The organism is Streptomyces sp. C1-1, from assembly GCF_050214755.1.
Lineage (GTDB): Bacteria > Actinomycetota > Actinomycetes > Streptomycetales > Streptomycetaceae > Streptomyces.
The window spans coordinates 5,701,840-5,722,093 of the sequence record NZ_CP189826.1 but is presented as its reverse complement, the minus strand read 5'-3'; the positions used below and the strand labels follow the sequence as shown (position 1 = coordinate 5,722,093).

19 protein-coding genes, 1 tRNA gene and 1 pseudogene are annotated in these 20,254 nt (G+C 69.8%); 9 read left to right on the top strand and 12 right to left on the bottom strand.

Annotated elements, in window-relative coordinates; translation table 11 throughout:
* Positions 1-484: 484 nt before the first annotated feature.
* Positions 485-1,483: a sigma-70 family RNA polymerase sigma factor gene (locus tag ACQF4J_RS26250; protein WP_351581106.1), complete on the bottom strand. Its 999-nt coding sequence runs from the start codon at positions 1,481-1,483 to the stop codon at positions 485-487.
* A gap of 238 nt (positions 1,484-1,721) precedes the next feature.
* Here ACQF4J_RS26250 and ACQF4J_RS26245 point away from each other — a divergent pair, with 238 nt between their 5' ends.
* A complete protein-coding gene (locus ACQF4J_RS26245; protein WP_351581104.1) occupies positions 1,722-2,240 on the top strand; it encodes a GNAT family N-acetyltransferase in 519 nt (172 codons plus the stop codon).
* Between the two features lies 1 nt (position 2,241).
* Here the strand turns inward: ACQF4J_RS26245 and ACQF4J_RS26240 are convergent, their stop codons facing one another.
* Entirely contained in the window at positions 2,242-3,033 is a 792-nt protein-coding gene (locus ACQF4J_RS26240; protein WP_351798891.1) for a dioxygenase family protein, read from the bottom strand.
* Between the two features lie 147 nt (positions 3,034-3,180).
* On the opposite strand from ACQF4J_RS26240, the gene ACQF4J_RS26235 reads away from it, so the two are divergent.
* On the top strand, positions 3,181-3,720 hold the full coding sequence (locus ACQF4J_RS26235; RefSeq protein ID WP_351581100.1) for a MarR family winged helix-turn-helix transcriptional regulator: 540 nt from the start codon (positions 3,181-3,183) through the stop codon (positions 3,718-3,720).
* A gap of 105 nt (positions 3,721-3,825) precedes the next feature.
* Here ACQF4J_RS26235 and ACQF4J_RS26230 read toward each other — a convergent pair whose 3' ends face one another.
* Together ACQF4J_RS26230 and ACQF4J_RS26225 are read right to left on the bottom strand one after the other, a co-directional pair.
* Positions 3,826-5,367, bottom strand: coding sequence for an MFS transporter (locus ACQF4J_RS26230; protein ID WP_351581098.1), 1,542 nt, complete (start codon positions 5,365-5,367; stop codon positions 3,826-3,828).
* A 133-nt stretch (positions 5,368-5,500) separates the two neighbouring features.
* Complete coding sequence (locus ACQF4J_RS26225; RefSeq protein WP_351581097.1) at positions 5,501-6,160, bottom strand: TetR/AcrR family transcriptional regulator; 660 nt, start codon at positions 6,158-6,160, stop codon at positions 5,501-5,503.
* 279 nt (positions 6,161-6,439) lie between these two features.
* On the opposite strand from ACQF4J_RS26225, the gene ACQF4J_RS26220 reads away from it, so the two are divergent.
* From ACQF4J_RS26220 to ACQF4J_RS26210, 3 genes are all read left to right on the top strand, one after another.
* Complete coding sequence (locus ACQF4J_RS26220; RefSeq protein WP_351581095.1) at positions 6,440-7,717, top strand: M6 family metalloprotease domain-containing protein; 1,278 nt, start codon at positions 6,440-6,442, stop codon at positions 7,715-7,717.
* 331 nt (positions 7,718-8,048) lie between these two features.
* Positions 8,049-9,722, top strand: coding sequence for an IclR family transcriptional regulator domain-containing protein (locus ACQF4J_RS26215; protein WP_351581093.1), 1,674 nt, complete (start codon positions 8,049-8,051; stop codon positions 9,720-9,722).
* A 154-nt stretch (positions 9,723-9,876) separates the two neighbouring features.
* Positions 9,877-9,952, top strand: a tRNA-Arg gene (locus ACQF4J_RS26210).
* Positions 9,953-10,007: 55 nt separating this feature from the next.
* Here the strand turns inward: ACQF4J_RS26210 and ACQF4J_RS26205 are convergent.
* The 4 genes and pseudogenes from ACQF4J_RS26205 to ACQF4J_RS26190 form a co-directional block, all read right to left on the bottom strand.
* Positions 10,008-10,282 (bottom strand): annotated as a pseudogene (locus ACQF4J_RS26205) (tyrosine-type recombinase/integrase); the annotation flags it as partial.
* Positions 10,283-10,589: 307 nt separating this feature from the next.
* Entirely contained in the window at positions 10,590-11,150 is a 561-nt protein-coding gene (locus tag ACQF4J_RS26200; RefSeq protein WP_427166899.1) for a hypothetical protein, read from the bottom strand.
* A 13-nt stretch (positions 11,151-11,163) separates the two neighbouring features.
* The gene (locus ACQF4J_RS26195; RefSeq protein ID WP_351560994.1) at positions 11,164-11,370 is read right to left on the bottom strand and encodes a hypothetical protein; all 207 of its coding nucleotides are present in this window, start codon (positions 11,368-11,370) and stop codon (positions 11,164-11,166) included.
* Positions 11,371-11,483: 113 nt separating this feature from the next.
* Complete coding sequence (locus ACQF4J_RS26190) at positions 11,484-11,618, bottom strand: hypothetical protein (protein WP_351560992.1); 135 nt, start codon at positions 11,616-11,618, stop codon at positions 11,484-11,486.
* On the opposite strand from ACQF4J_RS26190, the gene ACQF4J_RS26185 reads away from it, so the two are divergent.
* The 3 genes from ACQF4J_RS26185 to ACQF4J_RS26175 all read left to right on the top strand — a co-directional run bounded on the left by ACQF4J_RS26185 (position 11,619) and on the right by ACQF4J_RS26175 (position 15,321).
* Entirely contained in the window at positions 11,619-12,008 is a 390-nt protein-coding gene (locus tag ACQF4J_RS26185) for a hypothetical protein (protein ID WP_427166897.1), read from the top strand.
* Positions 12,009-12,393: 385 nt separating this feature from the next.
* Positions 12,394-13,368, top strand: coding sequence for an STAS domain-containing protein (locus ACQF4J_RS26180; protein WP_351560988.1), 975 nt, complete (start codon positions 12,394-12,396; stop codon positions 13,366-13,368).
* Between the two features lie 216 nt (positions 13,369-13,584).
* Positions 13,585-15,321 (top strand): SpoIIE family protein phosphatase, encoded by a 1,737-nt coding sequence (locus tag ACQF4J_RS26175; RefSeq protein ID WP_351560986.1) that lies wholly within the window; start codon positions 13,585-13,587, stop codon positions 15,319-15,321.
* A 144-nt stretch (positions 15,322-15,465) separates the two neighbouring features.
* On the opposite strand, the gene ACQF4J_RS26170 is transcribed toward ACQF4J_RS26175, so the two are convergent.
* The 3 genes from ACQF4J_RS26170 to ACQF4J_RS26160 all read right to left on the bottom strand — a co-directional run bounded on the left by ACQF4J_RS26170 (position 15,466) and on the right by ACQF4J_RS26160 (position 19,176).
* Positions 15,466-17,340 carry a glycoside hydrolase family 15 protein gene (locus ACQF4J_RS26170; RefSeq protein WP_351560984.1) on the bottom strand — a complete coding sequence of 625 codons (1,875 nt, stop codon included), beginning with the start codon at positions 17,338-17,340 and terminating at the stop codon, positions 15,466-15,468.
* Between the two features lie 148 nt (positions 17,341-17,488).
* Positions 17,489-18,565 carry a medium chain dehydrogenase/reductase family protein gene (locus tag ACQF4J_RS26165; protein ID WP_427166896.1) on the bottom strand — a complete coding sequence of 359 codons (1,077 nt, stop codon included), beginning with the start codon at positions 18,563-18,565 and terminating at the stop codon, positions 17,489-17,491.
* A 143-nt stretch (positions 18,566-18,708) separates the two neighbouring features.
* Positions 18,709-19,176: a hypothetical protein gene (locus tag ACQF4J_RS26160; RefSeq protein WP_351560980.1), complete on the bottom strand. Its 468-nt coding sequence runs from the start codon at positions 19,174-19,176 to the stop codon at positions 18,709-18,711.
* A 194-nt stretch (positions 19,177-19,370) separates the two neighbouring features.
* Between ACQF4J_RS26160 and ACQF4J_RS26155 the strand changes: the two genes are divergently transcribed.
* Positions 19,371-19,718: a deoxyxylulose-5-phosphate synthase gene (locus ACQF4J_RS26155; protein ID WP_351798901.1), complete on the top strand. Its 348-nt coding sequence runs from the start codon at positions 19,371-19,373 to the stop codon at positions 19,716-19,718.
* A 49-nt stretch (positions 19,719-19,767) separates the two neighbouring features.
* Here ACQF4J_RS26155 and ACQF4J_RS26150 read toward each other — a convergent pair whose 3' ends face one another.
* Positions 19,768-20,202, bottom strand: coding sequence for a hypothetical protein (locus ACQF4J_RS26150; protein WP_351560976.1), 435 nt, complete (start codon positions 20,200-20,202; stop codon positions 19,768-19,770).
* Between the last annotated feature and the right edge of the window lie 52 nt (positions 20,203-20,254).

The following is a 20,254-nucleotide window of genomic DNA, read 5'->3' as shown; positions in this document are numbered from 1 at the left end:
CTATGCCGATGTGGCACAATCTGCCACCGGCGGGCCACCCCGGGGTTCAGGTTCGGGGTGCCCCGCCCTCCAGCGTGCGCGGAAGCGCCCCGGCCCGCCCGGATGCCCGGACGCCGCCCGCCCTGCGCGCAGGCGCCGGCGGACGGAAAAAGAGCCGGGCTACGACGCCCGGGGGGAGGGGCGCCGAAGCCCGGCTCAGGGAGAGTCCCGGCGCCGGGGGGGATGTGCGTCGGGACGTGGTCCAGGGGTTTTTCAGGGGCGGTCGTGCCGGTCCGGATCGCCCCGAACATCTGCCGGTTTGCCCGAACTCATGTGCCCTGAAGTCTTTTTCCCAGGGCACAGCCGGTTGAAGCGGCGTTACGCGCCATGTTTGCGCGGTCTTCCGCCACCCGGCGTACGCGGCCCGCGGCCGTCGTACGCCGCCGCCCCGGGCCGACGCGCACGCGCCCCCACGCGCGCACCCCGGCCGCAGCGGACGTCGGTGTTACGCCGCCGCCTCGAAGCCGGTGTCGCGGGCCAGCTTCTTCAGCTCCAGCAACGCGTGCTTCTCGATCTGACGGATGCGCTCGCGCGTCAGGCCGTGCTCCTTGCCGACCTCGGTCAGCGTGCGCTCGCGGCCGTCCTCGATGCCGTAGCGCATCTTGATGATGGAGGCCGTGCGCGCGTCGAGGCGCCCGATGAGGTGGTCCAGCTCCTCGCTGCGCAGCAGGGTGAGGACCGACTGCTCCGGGGAGACCGCGGAGGTGTCCTCCAGCAGGTCGCCGAACTGGGTGTCGCCCTCGTCGTCCACCGACATGTTCAGGGAGACCGGGTCGCGGGCCCAGTCCAGGACGTCCGTCACACGCTCGGCGTTCGAACCGAGCTCGGCGGCGATCTCCGCGGGCTCCGGGTCGCGGCCGTGCTCACGGTTGAACTCACGCTGCACACGGCGGATCCGGCCCAGCTCCTCCACCAGGTGGACGGGGAGGCGGATGGTGCGCGACTGGTCGGCTATCGAGCGGGTGATGGCCTGACGGATCCACCAGGTCGCGTACGTGGAGAACTTGAAGCCCTTGCGGTAGTCGAACTTCTCGACCGCGCGCACCAGACCGGCGTTGCCCTCCTGGATCAGGTCCAGCAGGGGCAGGCCGCTACGGGGGTAGCGACGGGCCACGGCCACGACCAGACGGAGGTTGGAGCGGATGAAGATGTCCTTGGCACGCTCGCTCTCGGCGACGAGCGCCTCCAGCTCCTCGCGGGTGGCCTCCGCCTTGGACTCCTCGTATCCGTCGAGAACCTGTCGCGCGAACACACCCGCCTCGATGATCTGAGACAACTCGACCTCCTTGGCGGCGTCGAGCAGCGGTGTGCGCGCTATCTCGTCGAGGTACATGCCGACCAGGTCGCGGTCTGCGATCTCGCCGCCATGAGCGCGAACACTGCGTGCCGCGTTGCCGGTCTCGCCGGCGGCGGACTGACGACGGGCGACGGCACGGGTTGCCATGCGTGCTCCCTTGCGAATCGAGGTTCCCCCCTTCTCGAGCGGAGTCGAGAGTGGGGGAGGGCTGGCGGGTGTTGGTCCTTCTCAGACGCCGGGCACTCGCCATCGAGTACCGCTCAGCACTTTTGTCGGGTGCCCTGCATCTGATGGAAACAACGACTGGAATCCGGACAGAATTCCCAACCCGTCACCCCAATTTTCTGATCATGCAGTACCCTGTGCGGCCACATGAGGAGGTCCGATGCCGTCGGAGCGTGCAGAGGTGCAGGTCAGGCCGGGAGTCGAGGATGACCTCGAAGCCCTCACCGACATCTACAACCACTACGTACGTGAGACGCCGATCACATTCGACACCGCCGTCTTCACTCCCCAGGAGCGCCGTCCGTGGCTGCTCTCCCACCCTGAAGACGGACCGCACCGCCTGAAGGTTGCCGCAGACGCGGACACACAGGAAATTCTGGGCTACGCCACATCCAGCCCTTATCGAGCCAAGCCAGCGTACGGGACCTCGGTGGAGACGACGGTGTACGTGGCCCCGCACGCGGGCCGGCGCGGCATCGGCACACTGCTGTACAAGGCCCTCTTCGAGGCCCTGGCCGAGGAGGACCTGCACCGCGCCTACGCGGGCATCGCCCAGCCCAACGAAGCGTCCACGCGGCTGCATGAACGCTTCGGGTTCCGGTACGTCGGCACGTACCGGGAGGTGGGCCGGAAGTTCGGCCGCTACTGGGATGTCGCCTGGTACGAGAAGGAGCTGTAGGTCAACCGAACTGCACCGACCGCTTGGCCAGCCCCATCCAGAACCCGTCGATCACCGACTTCTGCGCGTCCAGCTCGCCGGCCGCGTCCGCGGCACCCATGGTGACGAAGAGCGGGGCGAAGTGCTCGGTGCGCGGGTGGGCGAGCCGGCCGGCCGGGGACTTGTGCAGGAAGTCGAGCAGCGCGTCGACGTCGCCGTCCTGCAGCCTGCGGTGGCCCCAGTCGTCGAACTCGGCCGACCAGCCGGGCACGCCCTGGCCGACGTGCCGCAGCGCGGCCAGGTTGTGGGTGAAGAAGCCGGAGCCGACGATCAGTACGCCCTCGTCGCGCAGGGGCGCCAGCTTGCGGCCGATCTCCATCAGCTTCACCGGGTCGAGCGTCGGCATGGAGATCTGCAGTACGGGGATGTCGGCGGCCGGGAACATCTCGACGAGCGGGACGTACGCGCCGTGGTCCAGCCCCCGGTCCGGGATGTCCTGCACGGGCATGCCCGGCGCGCGCAGCAACTTGCGGACGGAATCGGCGAGTTCGGGGGCGCCGGGCGCCTCGTACCGGACGCGGTAGTAGTGCTCGGGGAAGCCCCAGAAGTCGTAGACGAGCGGGACCGTCTCCACGGCGCCGAGCGCCAGCGGGGCCTCCTCCCAGTGGGCGGAGACCATGAGGATCGCCGTCGGGCGGGGCAGGTCGGCGGACCACGCGGCGAGCTGGCCGGGCCAGACCGGGTCGTCCGCGAGGGGCGGCGCGCCGTGGCTGAGATAGAGGGCGGGCATGCGCTCCAGCGTTTCGGCGGACATGGCGGTGACTCCCGGTGCTTCCCGACGGTTCCTGGTGGGGACCAAATGAGGACTGATGAGGACTGATGGTTGAAATCTAAAACTCTATGAAAAGACAGTACGCTTTATTTGTTTAATTTTCAAGCAGAGGTCTCGTACAGTGGATGCATGAAGACGGCACCCACCTCCGCTGTACCCGCCCCCGCGGCACAGGAGCCCCCCGCGGACACCCACTGGCTCTCCGACCAGGAACAGCGCGTCTGGCGCGCCTACGTCCACGCCACCACGCTCCTGGAGGACCACCTCGACCGCCAGCTCCAGCGCGAGGCGGGCATGCCGCACGTCTACTACGGGCTCCTCGTCGGCCTCGCCGAGGCCCCGAAGGGCCGGCTGCGGATGACCGAGCTGGCGATGAAGGCGAAGATCACCCGCTCCCGTCTCTCCCACGCCATCGCCCGGCTGGAGAAGAACGGCTGGGTGCGCCGCGAGGACTGCCCCTCAGACAAGCGGGGCCAGTTCGCGGTGCTGACCGAGCAGGGCCAGGAGGTCCTGCGGCGGACCGCGCCGGGCCACGTCACCGCCGTACGGCAGGCGGTGTTCGACCGGCTCACCCCCGAACAGCAGAAATCCCTCGGCGAGATCATGCAGATCATCGCCGAGGGACTGCAGCCCGACGGGGCGGGCGCGGATCTGCCCTGGCTCCGCTGAGCCGCTCACTCAGCGAACCAGGGCAGATCCTGGGTCGTACGTACGAGGCGTCCCCTTCCTCCTACGTACGAGTGGTTCCGAAGGGGTACGGCCGGGCGGCCGCCGTCAGTGGGCGACCACCGGCACGGCCAGCTCGTCCTCGACGCCCTCCTCGGATCCGGCGACGGCGGTCGAACCGGGGCGGCCGGCGTTGACCAGGGTCACGACGACCACCGCGGCCAGGACCAGCATGCCGACCGCGATCCAGATCGCGTTGGTGTAGCCGTGCACCGCGCCCTGCATCTGCACCAGCTGCGCCTGCGACTTGGAGGTCGCGGAGCCGATGTGGTCCTTGATGTACGCGGTCGTCGCGGAGGCGGCGATCGTGTTCAGCAGGGCCGTACCGATCGCGCCGCCCACCTGCTGCGAGGTGTTGACCATCGCGGAGGCGACACCGGCGTCACGGGGCTCGACGCCGAGCGTGGCCAGGGACATGGCCGGCATGAACGCCGTACCCATGCCGAGACCGAGCAGCAGCATCGACGGCAGGATCGTCGAGGCGTACGACGAGCCGATCTCCAGCTGCGTCATCAGCAGCATGCCGACCGCGGCGACCAGGAAGCCGGGGCCCATCAGCGCGCGGGCCGGGACCCGGGTCATCAGCCGGGCGCCGATCTGGGTGGAGCCGATCATCATGCCCGCGATCATCGGCAGGAAGGCGAAGCCCGTCTTGATCGGCGAGTAGCCGTTGATGACCTGCAGGTAGTAGGTCAGGAACAGGAAGGTGCCGAACATCGCGATGATCGCGATACCGAGCGAGAGGTAGATGCCGCCGCGGTTGCGGTCGGTGACCACGCGCAGGGGCAGCAGCGGGGCCTTGACCTTGGCCTCGGTGACGACGAAGGCCAGCAGGAGCACCGCGGAGGCGACGAACAGGCCGACCGTCAGGGAGTCGCCCCAGCCGTCGGACTCGGCGCGGGTGAAGCCGTAGACGAGCGAGACCAGACCGAGGGTGGACAGCAGCACGCCCGGGATGTCGAGCGGGTTGCGGTTGCGGCCGCCCTCCGGCTCACGGATGACGAAGTACGCGCCGAGCGCGGCGACGATCGCGAACGGGATGTTGACGAAGAACGTCCAGCGCCAGTCCAGGTACTCGGTCAGCACACCGCCGAGGATGAAGCCCACGGCGCCGCCGCCACCGGCGATCGCACCGTAGATGCCGAACGCCTTGGCGCGCTCCTTGGCGTCCGTGAACATCACGGCGAGCAGGGAGAGCGCGGCGGGCGCGAGCATGGCGCCGAAGACGCCCTGCAGGGCGCGGGCACCGAACATCATGGCGCCGGTGGTGGCCGCTCCGCCGAGCGCGGAGGCGGCGGCGAAGCCGGTCAGGCCTATGACGAAGGCGCGCTTGCGGCCCCACAGGTCGGCGATCCGGCCACCGAACAGGAGCAGTCCGCCGAACGCGAGGGCGTAGGCCGTGACGACCCACTGCCGGTTGCCGTCGGAGATGCCGAGGTCCGCCTGGGCGGAGGGCAGCGCGATGTTCACGATGGTGGCGTCGAGGACGACCATCAGCTGGGCGAGCGCGATGAAGACGAGCGCCTTCCAGCGGTTGGAGTCGGCGGCACCTGGGGTGCTGCCGGGAGCCTTTGCGGCTGTTTCAGACATGGGGGTACCCACTTCGGGACTTCGTGACGGAAAAAGGGTGTCGTAAGGGGACGGCTCGCCCAGGGCGAGAACCGGTCAGTCGGTGGTGGTGCGTGTCAGGTGTCGGGAGTTCCGACCGCCGCGAGCGGCGGAACTAATCGCAGGGCCGGCGCAGATCCTCCACGGTCACGGGCGTGCCCGGCAGGACCGACTGGGCCGGGGCCCGCAGTCCGTCCAGGAACATTTGCAGATGGCGGTGGACGAAGCGGTCGTTGGTGAGGCAGTCCGTGCCCGCCGGGGGCCGGCTGAGCTGGGCCACGACGACCATCAGGTCGCCGACGCCGACGTCGGTCCGCAGCTGGCCGGCCTGCTTGGCGCGGTCCATCAGCGACTCGACGATCTGCTCGCACCGCTCACGGGCCGCTTCGAGGTCGGGGTGGTTCTGGTCGAAAGTGCTCTGGACCATCGGGCACAGCGCGCTGATCCGCTCGTCGGCGGCGATGTGCACGAATCGCTCGAGCGCCTCGAAGGCGTCCCCGGTCTCCGCGAGCGCCTGCTCGGCCGCCTCCGACGTCCGGTCCATGACGGAGCAGACGACCTCGCGGACGAGCGCGTCGCGGTCGGGGAAGTTGCGGTACACCGTGGCGTTGCCGACGCCGGCCCGGCGGGCGATGTCGTCGAGCGGCACGTACGGGCCGAACTCGGTGAACATCTCGCGGGCGGCGGTGACGATCCGCTCCCGGTTGCGCAGGGCGTCGGCACGCGGCCGGGTCACCTTGCGCTGCGCGGGCTTCGCGGTCGTCGTGGCGGTCACGGTGGACTCCTTGGCTGTCTGTTCTGTGCGATCCGGGGAAGCTGTCCCCGTTTCGCTCGGACACCTGACTAAACGGGGAGACGCTCCCCGGTTATTTCGGGTTGAGGGAAAGTTATGACGTGACCTGCGTCACATCCCACTGTTGGCCGCATCACGGCCCGCTCTCCGCCCGACCCCACGTTCGGACTCCTCCAGCGAGCGCCCGCACACCCCGCGACCGAGGGTGATCGAAAGGGCGCAGCCTGACACCGGCGGCTGCCGTGGAGGAAGGGCCCGTGCATGCAGCTCAGCCGTCGGATACGTCCGCGCCGCGCCGCCGCCCTCGCGTCCGTCACCGCCCTGATCCTCGCCTTCAGCACCTCCGCCGGCAGCGGGCACCTGCGGCCCCCGGCCAGCTCGGCCGGGGCGGGCCCGATCGCCGCGGCCCGTGGCTCGGCCTTCGGCCCCTGCATGATCAGCGGCGGCCACACCGTCCAGATGTCGGAGGGCGTACCGACCTCGGCCGGCTACTCCCGCTCCACGGGCACCGTCCACGCCCTGACCCTGATGGTCGACTTCCCCGACGCCCCCGGCCCCGGAAACGCCCTCGACCGCTACCGGGAGTTCTTCCCGCAGACCGCGAGATGGTTTCGCATCGCCTCCTACGGCCGCCTCGACTACCGCCCCGAGGCCCCGATCCGGCACTGGCTGCGCATGCCCAAACCCTTCAAGGCGTACGGCATAGAACGCGGCGCGCCCTTCGATCCCGGCTACCGCGACCTGGTCCAGGACATCGTCAGCGCCGCCGACCCCATGATCGACTTCCGTGACTACGACTTCCTGAACGTCCTGATGACCCCGAACGCGGGCCCCTCGGCGCTGGACACGGTCCTCTCGGTGACCTTCGCCGGCAACGCGGAGGCGCCGGTCGCCGACGGCGTCCCGGTGGCGAACGCCTCCTTCGTCTACTCCCGCCAGGACGACGGCTCCGGTTCCTACGACCGCACCGGCTACCGCGTGCTCCCCCACGAGAACGGCCACGTCTTCGGCCTTCCCGACCTGTACACGCAGGACGGCGGGGGCGCGGTCGGCCACTGGGACATCATGAGCGAGGACTGGGGTGCCAACAACGACCTCCTGGGCTGGCACAAGTGGAAACTGGGCTGGCTGGACTCCTCCCAGGTCGCCTGCGCGGCGACGCCCGGGACGATGTCGTACGCGCTGACGCCCCTGGAGCGGGCGGGCGGCCCGAAACTGGTGTTCGTCCCTCTCGGCCCCCGGACCGGATACGCCGTCGAGGTCCGCACCCGCGCGGGCAACGACGAGGCGGTCTGCCGGCCGGGGGTGCTGATCTACCGGGTCGACGCCGATGTGGACACCGGGATGGGGCCGGTGACGGTGTACGACTCCCAGCGGGACAGCGGAGGGTGCACGCGCAGCCCGAACGTGCAGGCGGAACTGTCGGACGCGCCGTTCGAAGTCGGGGAGGCCTTCACGGACAGGAAGAGGGGGGTGCGGATCGACGTGGCGGGCGCGGGGGCGGACGGGGAGTACCGGGTGGTGGTGGAGCGGCGGTGAGGGGAGGCCGCGGGGGTGGGGTGGTCGGGACGAAGGGGGTCGGCTGCCGGGGCGTGCGGGTGGGGTGGTCGGGACAAAGGGGGTCGGCTGCCGGGGCGTGCGGGTGGGGTGGTCGGGACGAAGGGGGTCGGCTGCCGGGGCGTGCGGGTGGGGTGGTCGGGACAAAGGGGGTCGGCTGCCGGGGCGTGCGGGTGGGGTGATCGTGACGTAGAGGGTCGGCTGCCGGGGCCTGCGGGTGGGGTGATCGTGACGAAGAGGGTCGGTCGCCCGGGCGTGCGGGTAGGGGTGCCGTTTACGGTAGGGCTGCCCTGACCGCCGTACCGGAGAGCCGATGCCACCCGCGAACCCCGCCCTCGACACCGCTTCCGACGCCGGCGTACCGGCCGAGGCGGTCACGCCGCTGATCCGCGGGGTCGCCGTGCTGCGCACGCTGACGGAGGCGGGCGGCACCCTGAGCCTGAGCGCACTGGAGCGGACGACGGGGCTGGCCCGCTCCACCGTCGACCGCATCACCTCCACGCTGGCCCGCATGGGCTACGTCCGCCTGGACGGCCGCGACGCGGTCCTCACGCCTCGCGTGATGGAGCTCGGCAACGCCTACCTGGCCGCCCTGCGCCTCCCGTCGCTCCTGGCCGAACGCGCCGACGTGCTGGCCGACGAACTCGACGAGTCCGTGTCCCTGGCGGTCGCCGACCGCGACGGCATCCGCTTCATCCACCAGGCCACCCGCCGCCGCGCGATGTCCCTCAGCTTCCGCATCGGCGACCTGCTGCCGGCCGAACGCACCGCGCCGGGAGCGCTGTTCGCGACGGAGTGGCGGGAGCCGGAGTGGCGGGAGTGGCGCGCGCGGAGGGCCGCGGATCCGCAGGACAGCGGCTTCGCGGCCGTACCGCCACGTCAACCGGCTTCTGCCGGGCGGGACTTCGGGGAGCGGGTGCGGGCGGCGGCCGAGGGCGGCTGGGCGCTGGACGACCAGTTGATCGAACCGGGGCTGGTCGCGGTGTCCGTGCCCGTACGGGACCCCCGTACCGGCCGGATCGCGTGCGCGGCGAACGTCGTCAGCCACACCAGCCGGCACACGGCGGCGGATCTGCGCGAGACGCTGCTGCCGCGGCTGCGGGAGGCGGTGCGGGGCATGGAGAACGACCTGCGCACACCGGTGCGCGCCACCGCGCCTCCCCCGTCGGGCCTGGCGACCTGGACCGGCGCGTCCAAGCAGGAACTGGGCCGGGGGTTCGTGGAGTCCTTGGCGCGCGGGCTGACGGTGCTGACCGCCTTCGGTGAGGGCCGGGCGGCGCTGACCCTGACGGAGGTGGCCCAGGCGACGGGGCTCGCGCGGGCGACGGCGCGCCGGGCGCTCATCACGTACGAGCACCTCGGGCTGGTGAGAACGAGGGACCGCGTCTTCGAACTCACGCCGCGGGTCATGGGGTTGGGGTTTCCGCCGCTGTCGCGGACCTCGCTGCCGGAGATCGCGCTGCCGCACATGACCGAGCTCTCGGAGCGGGTCCATGAGTCGACGTCGCTGTCGGTGCTGTCCGGGAGGGACATCCAGTACACGGCGCGGGTGGCGACGGGGCGGGTGATGAGCGTGAACATCACGGTGGGGACGCGGCTGCCGGCGTACGCGGCTTCCATGGGGCGCGTGATGCTGGCGGACCTGACGGACCCGGAGCGCGAGCTGGACGCCCTGGCACCGCTACGGCCGCTCACCAGGCACACGGTCACGGACCCCGACGCCCTGCGGCGCGTGCTGGACGAGGTCCGTGCGCAGGGGTACGCCCTGGTCGACGAGGAGTTGGAGGAGGGACTCCGGTCGATCGCGGTACCGGTACGGGACCGCACCGGCCGGGTGGTCGCGGCCCTGAACGTGGCCATGCACGCGGCGCGCCACACGGTCGAGGAGTGCGTACGGGACATCCTGCCCGAGCTACGCGCAACGGCGGACCACATCGAGGGCGACCTGCGAGTGGCGGGACGGTTCACGGGGGTGACGGTGGCGTGAGGGGGCTTCCAGCTCGGCTCACGGGGGGTGGTGGGGCGTGACAGGGGCCTCCCGCTCCTATCTCCCCTCTCCCCCTCCCCCCGGGGAAAGATCCGAGCGTTCCCCGGAACAGATCCGGTACGCTGACGCCTGTGGCCTTCACGGCCACGGCCGCGCCTTCGTAGCTCAGGGGATAGAGCACCGCTCTCCTAAAGCGGGTGTCGCAGGTTCGAATCCTGCCGGGGGCACCAGCGCAAAGGCCCCGGACCGATCATGGTCCGGGGCCTTTGACATCCTCTTCTGACATCAACGAGGGCGGTCACTCACAACCGGCCGCCGCTTGAGCAGCCGGTCCATGTGGCTGATCGCCTCGCGCTGAGTGTCCTGCACGACGTGCGTGTACACGTCCATGGTGACGCTGATCTGAGAGTGCCCGAGGATCTCCATGACGACGCGGGGGGGGCGACCCCGGCCGCCGTGAGGAGGGTGGCGGTGCCGTGGCGGGCGTCGTGCAGCCGGATGACGCGGAGGCCGGCTGACTCGGCGACTCGGGTGAAGGAGCGGTAGACGTTCCGCGGCTCACCGTGGGTTCAAATCCCCCCGCCTCCGCGCAGGCCAGCGTAGGTGCTGGTCAGAAGGGGTGTCCTTTGATGAGGGGCGCCCCTTCTGTATGGGGCCTGTCTCACCTTGATCCGGCTCTGTCACGTTGTGGATCAATGCGTGTGGACCAGGCGTGGACCAGCGTTGCGAGACAAACAGCACGTCAGCGCCTGGTCAGAGGGTTTGCGCTGTTGCGGACAGAGGGCGCAGGGCGCCGTGAAATGGGAAGGGGAAAGCCCCCGCCCTCCGGCTCGTTCCGGACGGCGGGGGCCTCGGGTGCCCATGCGATCAGTTGTTGTTCTTCGTGGTGGAGCCGGTTCCTCCCGGCTCCTTCGGCGCCCAGCCGGGAGCTTGGGTGGCGTCCTTGAAATCGGTTGACTTCATCAGAACCCGCCAGTCCTCCTTGCCCGCATCGCCGTCGAGTCGAACGGTGAAGTCCTTGACCTGGTGGGTGCCATGGAAGTACAGGACCACGACTTGGCGTTCTGAACCGTCGTCATAGAAATCGCCGGTCACTTTGCCGCGGGCGCCGGCTCCGAAGCCCTTGATCCAGTTCTCGGCGGTCTTTTGGGCTACCGCATCGCTGCTGTCGCTGGTCGCCAGCTTGCGGAGCTCAGCCGGCTTGCCGTCGGCGATGTCCCACACGAGCTCTTGCATCACCAGCAACGAGCCGGTGGAGGGGTAGCCGACCACGTGCAACGGCTCGTGGTCGGCGTACGCCTGCTCGTAGGACGCGCCCGGCCCTCTGGCATCAGCAGAGCTGCTGTCGAGAACAGCACATCCAGACGTCAGCAACACTGCTGCTGCCATCCATCCGGCCGCTGCAGGGCTCTGCTTCCACCTGGGCATCTCACGTTCCTTGCTACGAGCGCGTCTTGGGCCTGACGATCGTGACCTTCTCGATCGGGTTCGAGGTGTGACTGTACCGATTGATCACTTCGCTGAGAGTGGTCTGGTTCTTCAGGCCGTGCTGCACGATCCCCGCGTGCCCCTGCACCACGGAGTAGACGATCGCCACGTGGTTATAAACCCTCTCCCACTTCCACTTGAAGATGACGAGATCCCCCACCTAGGCGTTGTACTCGTGCGGTTGGATTGCGCCGTTCCGCCACTTGGTCACGTGCCGCCGGAGGTCGTCCGCGCTCGTCCAACTCCAGCTCTTGCCAAAGCCGTACCTACCTGTCACCAAGCCTTGCGGACCGAGCGGGGGCTGAGCTTGCTGCCGCCGGTCGCCTCGCCGGACAGCAGGTCCGCGAGCCACTCGGCGACGTCCTCGAAGTGGATGCGGTCCAGCGGAGTGGTGCCCCTGGGGATCACATGGACGTCAAGAACGCCGGGACAGCGCACACGGGGTACCTCTTCCTCGACGACCGCGCCCGCGACTGCCACGCCGACTGGGAACAGGACGCCCGCCACGTCGTCTCGGCACGACGCCTGATCGCCGGCCGTGACCCCTCCGACCCCGCCCTCATGGCACTCATCGGAGAACTCGCCACCCACAGCCCCGAGTTCCGCACTTGGTGGGCCGGCCACACAGTGACCGTCCACGCCGCCGGAACAAGAGCGATCCGCCACCCCGTCGTCGGCGAGCTCACCGTCGCCTACGAAACCCTCACCCTGGGCTCCGCCCCCGAGGTACGCATCGTCACCTACCTCGCCGACCCGGGCACTCCCTCAGCCGACGCCCTCGACCTCCTCCGCAGCTGAACCGCCACCACACACTCGTCCACAGAGGACGGATCCCTCTCGTCCATCCCGCCCGCCCCCGGGCAGAGCGGACGACGTCACATCCCGAAGCGGTAGACCGGTCGGCCCGTGAGGTGATGGGGCCCCTGCCGTGCCGCGCGCCCGTCGAAGCACCCGCTTCCCGTGGCGGCCGACGTACGGTTGAAGTACCGAGGGCATCACGCACTCCGGCCGTCACGCCGGGTCGTCCTCGGCGAGAGACGAATCCGGGCCGCCCCAGTGAGCCGGCGCGGAGACGGGTCGGCATCATGTCCGCCGCTGTCGGAGCAACGCCGCGCAAGCGCATCATGGCTGTGGCCGCGCTGAGCACCCGCGCAGATCCGCAACCCCGCCGAGGGGAGGCGTGATGGCCTCTTCCCGGCTGGACATCCACCGCCGGAACCGAGGAGAGCGGACGCTCGTCACTCTTGCCGGCGACATCGGGCCGGCCACGACGTCGTTGCTGCGGGCCGCGCTGGAGCGGTGTCTGCTGGACGGTGTCACCGTGATCGATATCGACCTGACCACGGTCGGGTCCTGCGACGCCAGGGGCTTGGACGTCCTCCTGTCGGCATCTCGGCGCGCCGGCCGGGTCCACGCCCGCCTGCGGCTGCACCATCCGTGCGCGCAGATCACCCGGCTCCTCGATGCCACCGGATCGAATTCGCTGCTCCTTACGACCCCCGTGAGTCCCCTGCCGCCCGCCGCGTCCGGCCGCCTCATGAGTACCGCGACGCGGGCGCCTGAGGCCCCTGCTCGTCGGGCGGATCAGCCGGTCCTCAGGGACGGTATCCGCCTTCGCCGGCTGACCCGCTGGCAGGCAGAAGACATGCGTGAGGACATCGCCGACCTGGCTGCGGAGTCCGTCGCGGGCACCGCCGGCAAGGCGTACCACGACCGTGGAGACTTCCTGCACCGCTTGGCGGTCACCGCCCACCACCCTGGCTTCGCCCTGCTGGTCGCCGAGACGACGGTGCTGGTCGGTTGCGCCTTCGGTTATCCGGTGGACCCTGACGGCTCCGGCCGCCGGTGGTTCGACGGAACGCTCCAGGAGATCATCCAGCGGCTCACCTCCCGCGCACGGTTCGTCGTCCTCACCCAGGTCGTGGCTCACCCGCACGCTCAGCACATCGATATCGCCCGCCGCCTGCAACAGCGTCTGCTCACGGACCTGCACCTCTCCCTCGGGGTCACCCTGCTGCATCCTGCCGACGAGACAGGACAAGCCGCCTTCTCGTCCTGGGGCTGGCAGAACATGGGCGAGGTCGTCGGGCTGCCCGGCCCCGTCGCCCCCTGCGTGTTGACCCTGCCTGTCGAAGGACTGCCACGGGCACGCCGATGATCTGGCAAAGGGGCGTGAGCCGGCCGTCGTACCGGCAGTGACGGACACGACCGGAGCAGCCGTACGGCGCGGTGTCGCGGAGGTGCAGTCGCGTCGGCCGTGCGGCCGGATTCTCGCTCTCCTACGGAACCGACGGGCACCGGCGTCCTCCGCGACCTCGATGGCCGAGGCAGCAGTGGAGTGCGCCGTGAAGGGGATAGCGGCATCGTGGAGGACGTGAGGCTCCGCGGAAAGCACGAGTGGCGGCTGTCGGCGGCAGAACCGGGACTGTGGCAGCGGGTCGTCGAGCAGCTGGGTACGGCGGTGACCGTGATCGACCCGGCGGGGCGGATCGTCGCGGTCAACCCGGCCGCCGAACGGCTGCTGGGGCGCGCGGCGGCGGTGATGGACGGGCAGGACCTGCACGACCTGTGCCATCGGGATCCGGGAGGCGCCCGGATCCCACGCGAGCACTGCCCACTGCTGCAGGCGCTGGCCGAGGGGCGTCAGGCGCGCGGGGACGACGACAGGTGCCTGCGGGGTGACGGACGGCTGATCCCGATCTCCTGGTCGGCCACTCCTCTGACGCAGGACGGTGCCTCCCTGGGCATGGTCGTGCTCACCGTCGAGACCGCGGCGGACCACCGCGCCCGCAGAGAGCGCGCGGAACGCACCGAACAGGCGGAACGAGCCCCTCGTACGACCGCTCTGGAGAGCCCCGCCGAGCGGTTGACGCTCGTCGCGGAGATCATCGAGGTGCTCGGTCAGACCCTGGAGGTGGATGAGGCCCTCGCCCGGTTGACCCGGCTCCTGGTCCCCCGTTACGCCGACTTCGCGGCGGTGGACCTGCGGGTCGGCTCCCGTCAGGTGCACCGGGTGGCGGTGACCGGACCGGAGGGCCGCGACGCCGGGCAGGAGGACTGGCGCGGACACCTCCCGCCGGCCGGGGAAACGGCCTCCTCGGCCCTGGTCCAGGTGCTGAACGGAGGCGGCCCCGTCCTGCGGGACCGTTCCGACGTGGAGGCACCGCCCGACTCCCCGTTGGCCGCCGTCCACCACGCCTTCCTCGAAGCGACCGGCGCCACATCGGTCATCACGGTGCCGCTCAGCGCCGGCCAGCAGGTCACCGGCGCCCTGACACTGGTGCGCAACGACCCGGCACGGCCCTTCGACACCGGCGACCTGGACGTGGCGAGCGACATCGGCCGCCGGGTCGGCCCGGTCATCGACAACGCCCGCCGGTTCGGCAGACAGCGCGAGGTCGCCGAGGCCATGCAGCGCAACCTCCTGCCCCCGCTGCCCGAGCACGGCCGACTCCACCTGGCGGCCCGGTACCAGCCCGCTCCGGCCGGCTCGCAGGTCGGTGGCGACTGGTACGACGCGTTCACACTGAGGGACGGCACGCTCGCCCTGGTCATCGGCGACGTCGTGGGCCACGATCTGACCGCCGCGGCCGGCATGGCGCAGCTGCACGGCATCCTGCGCTCCCTCGCCTGGGACCACACCGGGCCGACCGGTGCCATCGTGGACCGACTCGACGATGCCATGCACGCCATCACGGCCGTGTCGATGGCCACCCTCGTCCTCGCCCGGGTGGAAGGCCCGGACACCGGCCCCTACACGCTGCACTGGACCAGTGCCGGGCACCCGCCGCCCCTTCTGCTGACCCCCGACGGGAACGCGCAGTACCTCGAAGCCGGGCAGGGACTGATCCTCGGTACCCACCTGGGCGGCATTCACCGGCCGAGCGCCGCCCATGCCCTGCCGCCGGGGTCCACGCTCCTGCTCTACACCGACGGCCTGATCGAGATTCCCGGCAGCGACCTGGACACCGGGCTCGGCCGACTGCGCAGCCATGCCCTCGCTCTCGCGCACGAACCGCTGGACACCCTCTGCGACCGGTTGTCCGCCCAGGTGCCCCCCGGCAGCACCGACGACATCGCCCTCCTCGCCCTGCGCCTGCCCATGCCCTGAACCGGGCGGAGGCGTGATCGACGCCGGAGGTGCTCACTTCCCGGAGCCAGTACCACGCCCGGCCACGCCGACCTGGGACGCAGGCCGACGAGCCTGCCCTCGCTCGGTGAAGTTCTCCAGAGCGTCTTTGCTGAGGCGAGGTGGTCAGGTGATGCGGCGGTCGAGGTCGTGGGCGGCGCTGATCAGCGCCAGGTGGGTGAGGGCTTGGGGGAAGTTGCCGAGTTGTTCGCCTGTTGGGCCGATCTCCTCCGAGTACAGCCCGACGTGGTTCGCGTAGGTGAGCATCTTCTCGAATGCCAGGCGCGCCTCGTCCAGGCGACCGGCCCGGGCCAGTGCTTCCACCCACCAGAAGGAGCACATCGAGAACGTCGCCTCCGTGCCGGCGAGCCCGTCGGGTGAGGCTTCCGCGTTGTATCGGTAGACGAGGCTGTCGGAGACCAGCTCCGCGGTGATGGCGTCGAGCGTGGAGATCCAGCGCGGGTCGGTGGGCGCGACGAACTTGCACAGGGGCATGATCAGCAGGGAGGCGTCGAGCACGTCGGTGTCGTAGTGCTGGACGAACGCCTGGCGGGCGGAGTTCCAGCCGCGCTTCATGATCTGGCTGTAGACGGTGTCCCGGACTGCCGTCCAGCGGAGCAGGTCGGCGGGCAGGCCGCGCTGGCGGGCGATGCGGACCGCGCGCTCGACCGCCACCCAGCTCATCAACCGGGAGTACGTGTAGTCACGCCGGCCGCCTCTCGTCTCCCAGATCCCCTCGTCGGGCTGGTCCCAGTGATCCATCAGCCACTCGAGGTTGCGGGTCAACTCCATCCAGCCGTCGTGGTAGAGCGGCCGCCCGTACTTGTTGCACAGGTAGACGGAGTCCATCAGCTCGCCGTAGATGTCGAGCTGCAGCTGGGTGGCCGCCCGGTTGCCGATCCGTACCGGCGCCGAGCCCATGTAGCCCTCCAGGTGGGAGAGTTCCTGCTCGGGCAGCTCCTCGCGCCCGTCGATGCCGTACATGATCTGCAAGGGGCCCGCTTCGCCGTAGTCGGCCGCGTGGCGGAAACGCTGCTCCAACCACCCCATGAACGCGCCGGCTTCGTCCGTGAACCCCAGCCTGAGCAGCGCGTAGAGGGAGAAGGCGGCGTCGCGCATCCACGTGTAGCGGTAGTCCCAGTTTCGTGCGCCGCCGAGTTCCTCCGGCAGGCTGGTGGTGGGAGCGGCCACGATCGCGCCCGTGGGCGCGTACGTGAGCAGCTTGAGCGTGAGTGCGGAACGGTGCACCGTCTCGCGCCAGCGCCCGCTGTAGCGCGAGCCCCGCAGCCAATGCCGCCAGAACGCCACCGTGGCGTCGAACTCGGCCGCAATGTCGTCGTCGGTGTACGGCACCTGTCGCTCGCCGGGCTGGACGCGGTCGAGTACGAAGGTGGCCGTCTCACCGGCCCGGAGCGCGACGCGCCCGCGGACGTCCCGGTCGCCCACGATCTGGAGCGGGTGGCGCGTCGAGAGGCCGAGTTGCAGCTCGGGGGAGCGGAAGAGCGCGCCGTACGGGGTGAGTTCGACGTCGTGGCGGGCGCGCGCGTAGTCGAAACGGGGGGCGACGTCGACGACGAAGCCCATCTGTCCGCGCACGGCCAGCACCCGGCGGATCATGCGGTGTCGGTGCGCGGCCTCACCGGTACGCGGCGGGGGCATGAAGTCCTGCACCTCCCCCACCCCGCCGGGCATCAGGAAGCGCGTGATGAGGATCGCGGTGTCGGGCAGGTAGAGCTGCTTGGAGGTCCAGCCGTCGCAGTCGGGCGCGATACGGAACGCTCCCCCGCGGTCGGCGTCGAGAACCGCCCCGAAGACGCTCGGCGAGTCGAAGCGGGGGCAGCAGTACCAGTCGATCGTGCCGTCGGTGCCGACGAGCGCGACGGTGTGCATGTCGCCGATCAGGCCGTGCTCGGCAATGGGCAGGTAGCGGGCCTGCGAGGCCTGCCGCGCCCCGCCGGACACGGCCTCCTGCACTCGGCCGGTAGGGCCGTCGCGCACCATCTGCGAGCGTCCTCCTCAGCCTCGGCCTCAGCCTCGGCCTCGGCCTCCGGCTCATGGCTCAAGGCTCGGCTCATGGCTCAAGACTTATGGCTCGGCTCATGGCTCATGGCTCGGCTCATGGCTCATGGCTCGGCTCATGGCTCAAGACTTATGGCACCAGCACGAGCTTTCCCTTTGCCGCCGAGCGTTCGAGCATCTCGTGCGCTCGGCGGGCCTCGGACAGCGGCAGGCGTTCGGCCACGACCGGGTGGATCTTGTGCTCACGGAGCAGTTCGAGCAGCGCGCGGAAGTCCGCCCGGTACTGGTCCGGATCCTTGGGACCTCCACCCACGGCAAGCGCTGGGTGGCCGCCGGCCACGGGGACCAGCTGGCGGTGGCGGCCGTGCAGTTTCTGGATCCGGTAGACGAGCAGCTGCCGATGGCGCGACAGCAGGCTCCAGAGCCCGACGGCGCCGGTCGACGCGTACCACTCCGCCCATGCCCGCCAGTTCTTGTGCCCGTGCTCGAGGGTGGCGTAGTGGCCGTACACGACAAGCCGTCCGCCGGGCCTCAGCGCGCGGAAGGAGCGCAGGGACACGGCACCGCCGAGCCCGTCGAGCACGACGTCGACACCTCGCCCGGGGAGCCGGCGCACCCGCTGAAGGAAGTCCTCGTTGCGGTAGTCGATCGCCACCGCGCCGAGCCGTTCCACCGCGGCGCGGTCGCGGGCGGACGCGGTCCCGTAGAGCTTGAGCCCGGCGGCTGCTCCGAGCTCGAGGACAGCGGTGCCCACCCTGCCGGCGGCGCCGTGCACGAGCACCGTCTCGCCGCTCCTCACCCTCGCCACGCGATGCAGGAGCTGGTAGGCGGTCATGTAGGTGAAGACGAGGTTCAGCACCTCTGCCGGGTCGAGGTTCTCGGGCACCTCGACCGCCTCCGCCTCCGGCACGCACACGCGCTCCGCGTCCGCGCCCCACACCGTCAGGGCACCGACGCGGTCCCCCACTCGCAGCCTCGAACAGCCCGGCCCGAGCTCCTCGACGATGCCGACGAGCTCATAACCGGGCGTGAACGGCGGCTTCGGCACTCCAAGATAGGTGCCGGCGCGCAGCTGGGCATCGGTGAACGACACGCCTGCGGCCAGCACTCTGACGCAGACCTCACCAGGCCCCGGTCGGGGGTCGTCGTCCTCCACGACCCTCAGAACCTCGGGACCGCCGAAATGATCAACGACGACGCGCTTCATATGTCCAGGCTAGGCGGGCCGCACTGCCTTCGCATTGCGTGATGCCTGTGAACGGGCCCTTCGTCGTGATCATCGCGGCGGTGCCGTGGTCAGTGCGCGTGGCGGCACGCGGTCGGCATCGGCCAGGTGCCGTCAGGTGCGGATCAGGTGGACGTGGTCAGCCATGCGGAGCACGTGCCCGCCGTGATCAGCTTGGTCGACCAGTGACCGAGGCAGGTGCGGAACCGAATCGAGTAATTGGTCTCCGGGAAGTCCTTGTTCTTGTAGCGGTCGGCGCCATCGCCGTCGGCGTTGAACGTGGAGCCGTAGCGGTAGACCTGGTTGTTCGGGTCGCGGATCTCCCAGTCCATGACGGCCGAGTAGCCGTCCGCCTTGCCGTCATAGATGTTCAGCCAGTCGCCCAGGCTCGAATAGCAGGCCTGGGCCGTGTGGTTGGTGCTGGGGCCGACAGACGTACACAGCCAGCCGTCGGTGGAGGAAGGGCCGTCCACGGCGGTGGCACGCTCCACTTCGGCGGTGACGGCCGATGCCTGGGTGACGGTGAGGAGGACGGCGGCGGACAGCGTGCCCGCGACGGTACCTATGCGTCCAAGAGAGCGTCGTTTGATCACTGGGTTCCTTCTGTGAGCTTTCCCCAACGGAAAGTTGGCATGATCATGAGATTAACAGCGGATCAACTCACGGAGTACGGCGCGCAGTTGAGAGCCTGGAGCGGGAGGGTCACGGTGTCCTTGACGCTGAAGCGCCTGCGCGGCTTGCCGTAAATCCGTCGAGCCGGCCCCCGCGGTGGCCCTACCCTTCCCGCATGGCCCATGGAAAGACCTCGTACGTCTGCCTGCCCTGCCGGGCCGCGTACAAGCAGCCCTACCCCGGCCATCACGACCACGACCGGGTCTGTCCGCGCTGCGCCGAACCACTGATCCACGTCGGTTCCGCCTTCGCGGCGCCCAAGAGACGGGACACCGCCGCCTGGCGCACCCTCTCCGTGCTGCTGCACGCCGGTGTGCGTTTCCACAAGAGCTGTTGCGGCGGCCCGGGTTACCGCCCACGCACCCTCAGCGAGGTGCGTGAGCGGATGGCCTATGCCCGGGCCACCGGAGAACCGTTCGCCCGGGCACTGGTCCGCCGCGAACTGCCCTGGCAGCACGTGTAAGGCAGATTCTTTGGATTTGTTATTGGGGCCCGATTCCGTGGACCAGGTGTCAGGCGGTCGTGGTCACCCAGTTGTCGCAGTGCTCGAGATAAGTGCCGTCGGAGTGGCCTCGGCAGGCCCGGAACATGAGCTTGTAGCCCTCGGTGAAGTCCTTGTTCTGCCAGCGGGACTCACCGGCTCCCAGGTTCATCCAGACATATCCGCCGCGCACGAGAGTTCCGCTCGTGTTGTAGAGGCGCCATTCGGCGACACCGGAGAAACCGTCCGCCCTGTTGTCGGAGACGAAGAACCAGTCGCCGTTCTCCTGGAAAGCTGCGTTCGCGTCCTCATTGGGGCTGTAGGACCAGACGGCCGACCCGCTGGAGGACGGTGCGAGGCCGGTGGCGAAATCCTTCTCCCAGGTAATGGCGGAGGCCTGGGTGGAAAAGAGCGTAAAAGCTCCCACCGCGGCGGCGACAACAGTCCCGAAATGCCTCTTGCGCATGCACTCTCCCTATGGAATTCCTGCTGAAGTAGATCATCTTAGCGTGTTTAAA

Coding starts and splice junctions, on each gene's coding strand:
- ACQF4J_RS26250 (WP_351581106.1), bottom strand. CDS start 1,483: ATGGCAACCCGTGCCGTCGCCCGTCGTCAGTCCGCCGCCGGCGAGACC.
- ACQF4J_RS26245 (WP_351581104.1), top strand. CDS start 1,722: ATGCCGTCGGAGCGTGCAGAGGTGCAGGTCAGGCCGGGAGTCGAGGAT.
- ACQF4J_RS26240 (WP_351798891.1), bottom strand. CDS start 3,033: ATGTCCGCCGAAACGCTGGAGCGCATGCCCGCCCTCTATCTCAGCCAC.
- ACQF4J_RS26235 (WP_351581100.1), top strand. CDS start 3,181: ATGAAGACGGCACCCACCTCCGCTGTACCCGCCCCCGCGGCACAGGAG.
- ACQF4J_RS26230 (WP_351581098.1), bottom strand. CDS start 5,367: ATGTCTGAAACAGCCGCAAAGGCTCCCGGCAGCACCCCAGGTGCCGCC.
- ACQF4J_RS26220 (WP_351581095.1), top strand. CDS start 6,440: ATGCAGCTCAGCCGTCGGATACGTCCGCGCCGCGCCGCCGCCCTCGCG.
- ACQF4J_RS26215 (WP_351581093.1), top strand. CDS start 8,049: ATGCCACCCGCGAACCCCGCCCTCGACACCGCTTCCGACGCCGGCGTA.
- ACQF4J_RS26200 (WP_427166899.1), bottom strand. CDS start 11,150: ATGCCCAGGTGGAAGCAGAGCCCTGCAGCGGCCGGATGGATGGCAGCA.
- ACQF4J_RS26185 (WP_427166897.1), top strand. CDS start 11,619: ATGGACGTCAAGAACGCCGGGACAGCGCACACGGGGTACCTCTTCCTC.
- ACQF4J_RS26180 (WP_351560988.1), top strand. CDS start 12,394: ATGGCCTCTTCCCGGCTGGACATCCACCGCCGGAACCGAGGAGAGCGG.
- ACQF4J_RS26170 (WP_351560984.1), bottom strand. CDS start 17,340: ATGGTGCGCGACGGCCCTACCGGCCGAGTGCAGGAGGCCGTGTCCGGC.
- ACQF4J_RS26165 (WP_427166896.1), bottom strand. CDS start 18,565: ATGAAGCGCGTCGTCGTTGATCATTTCGGCGGTCCCGAGGTTCTGAGG.
- ACQF4J_RS26155 (WP_351798901.1), top strand. CDS start 19,371: ATGGCCCATGGAAAGACCTCGTACGTCTGCCTGCCCTGCCGGGCCGCG.
- ACQF4J_RS26150 (WP_351560976.1), bottom strand. CDS start 20,202: ATGCGCAAGAGGCATTTCGGGACTGTTGTCGCCGCCGCGGTGGGAGCT.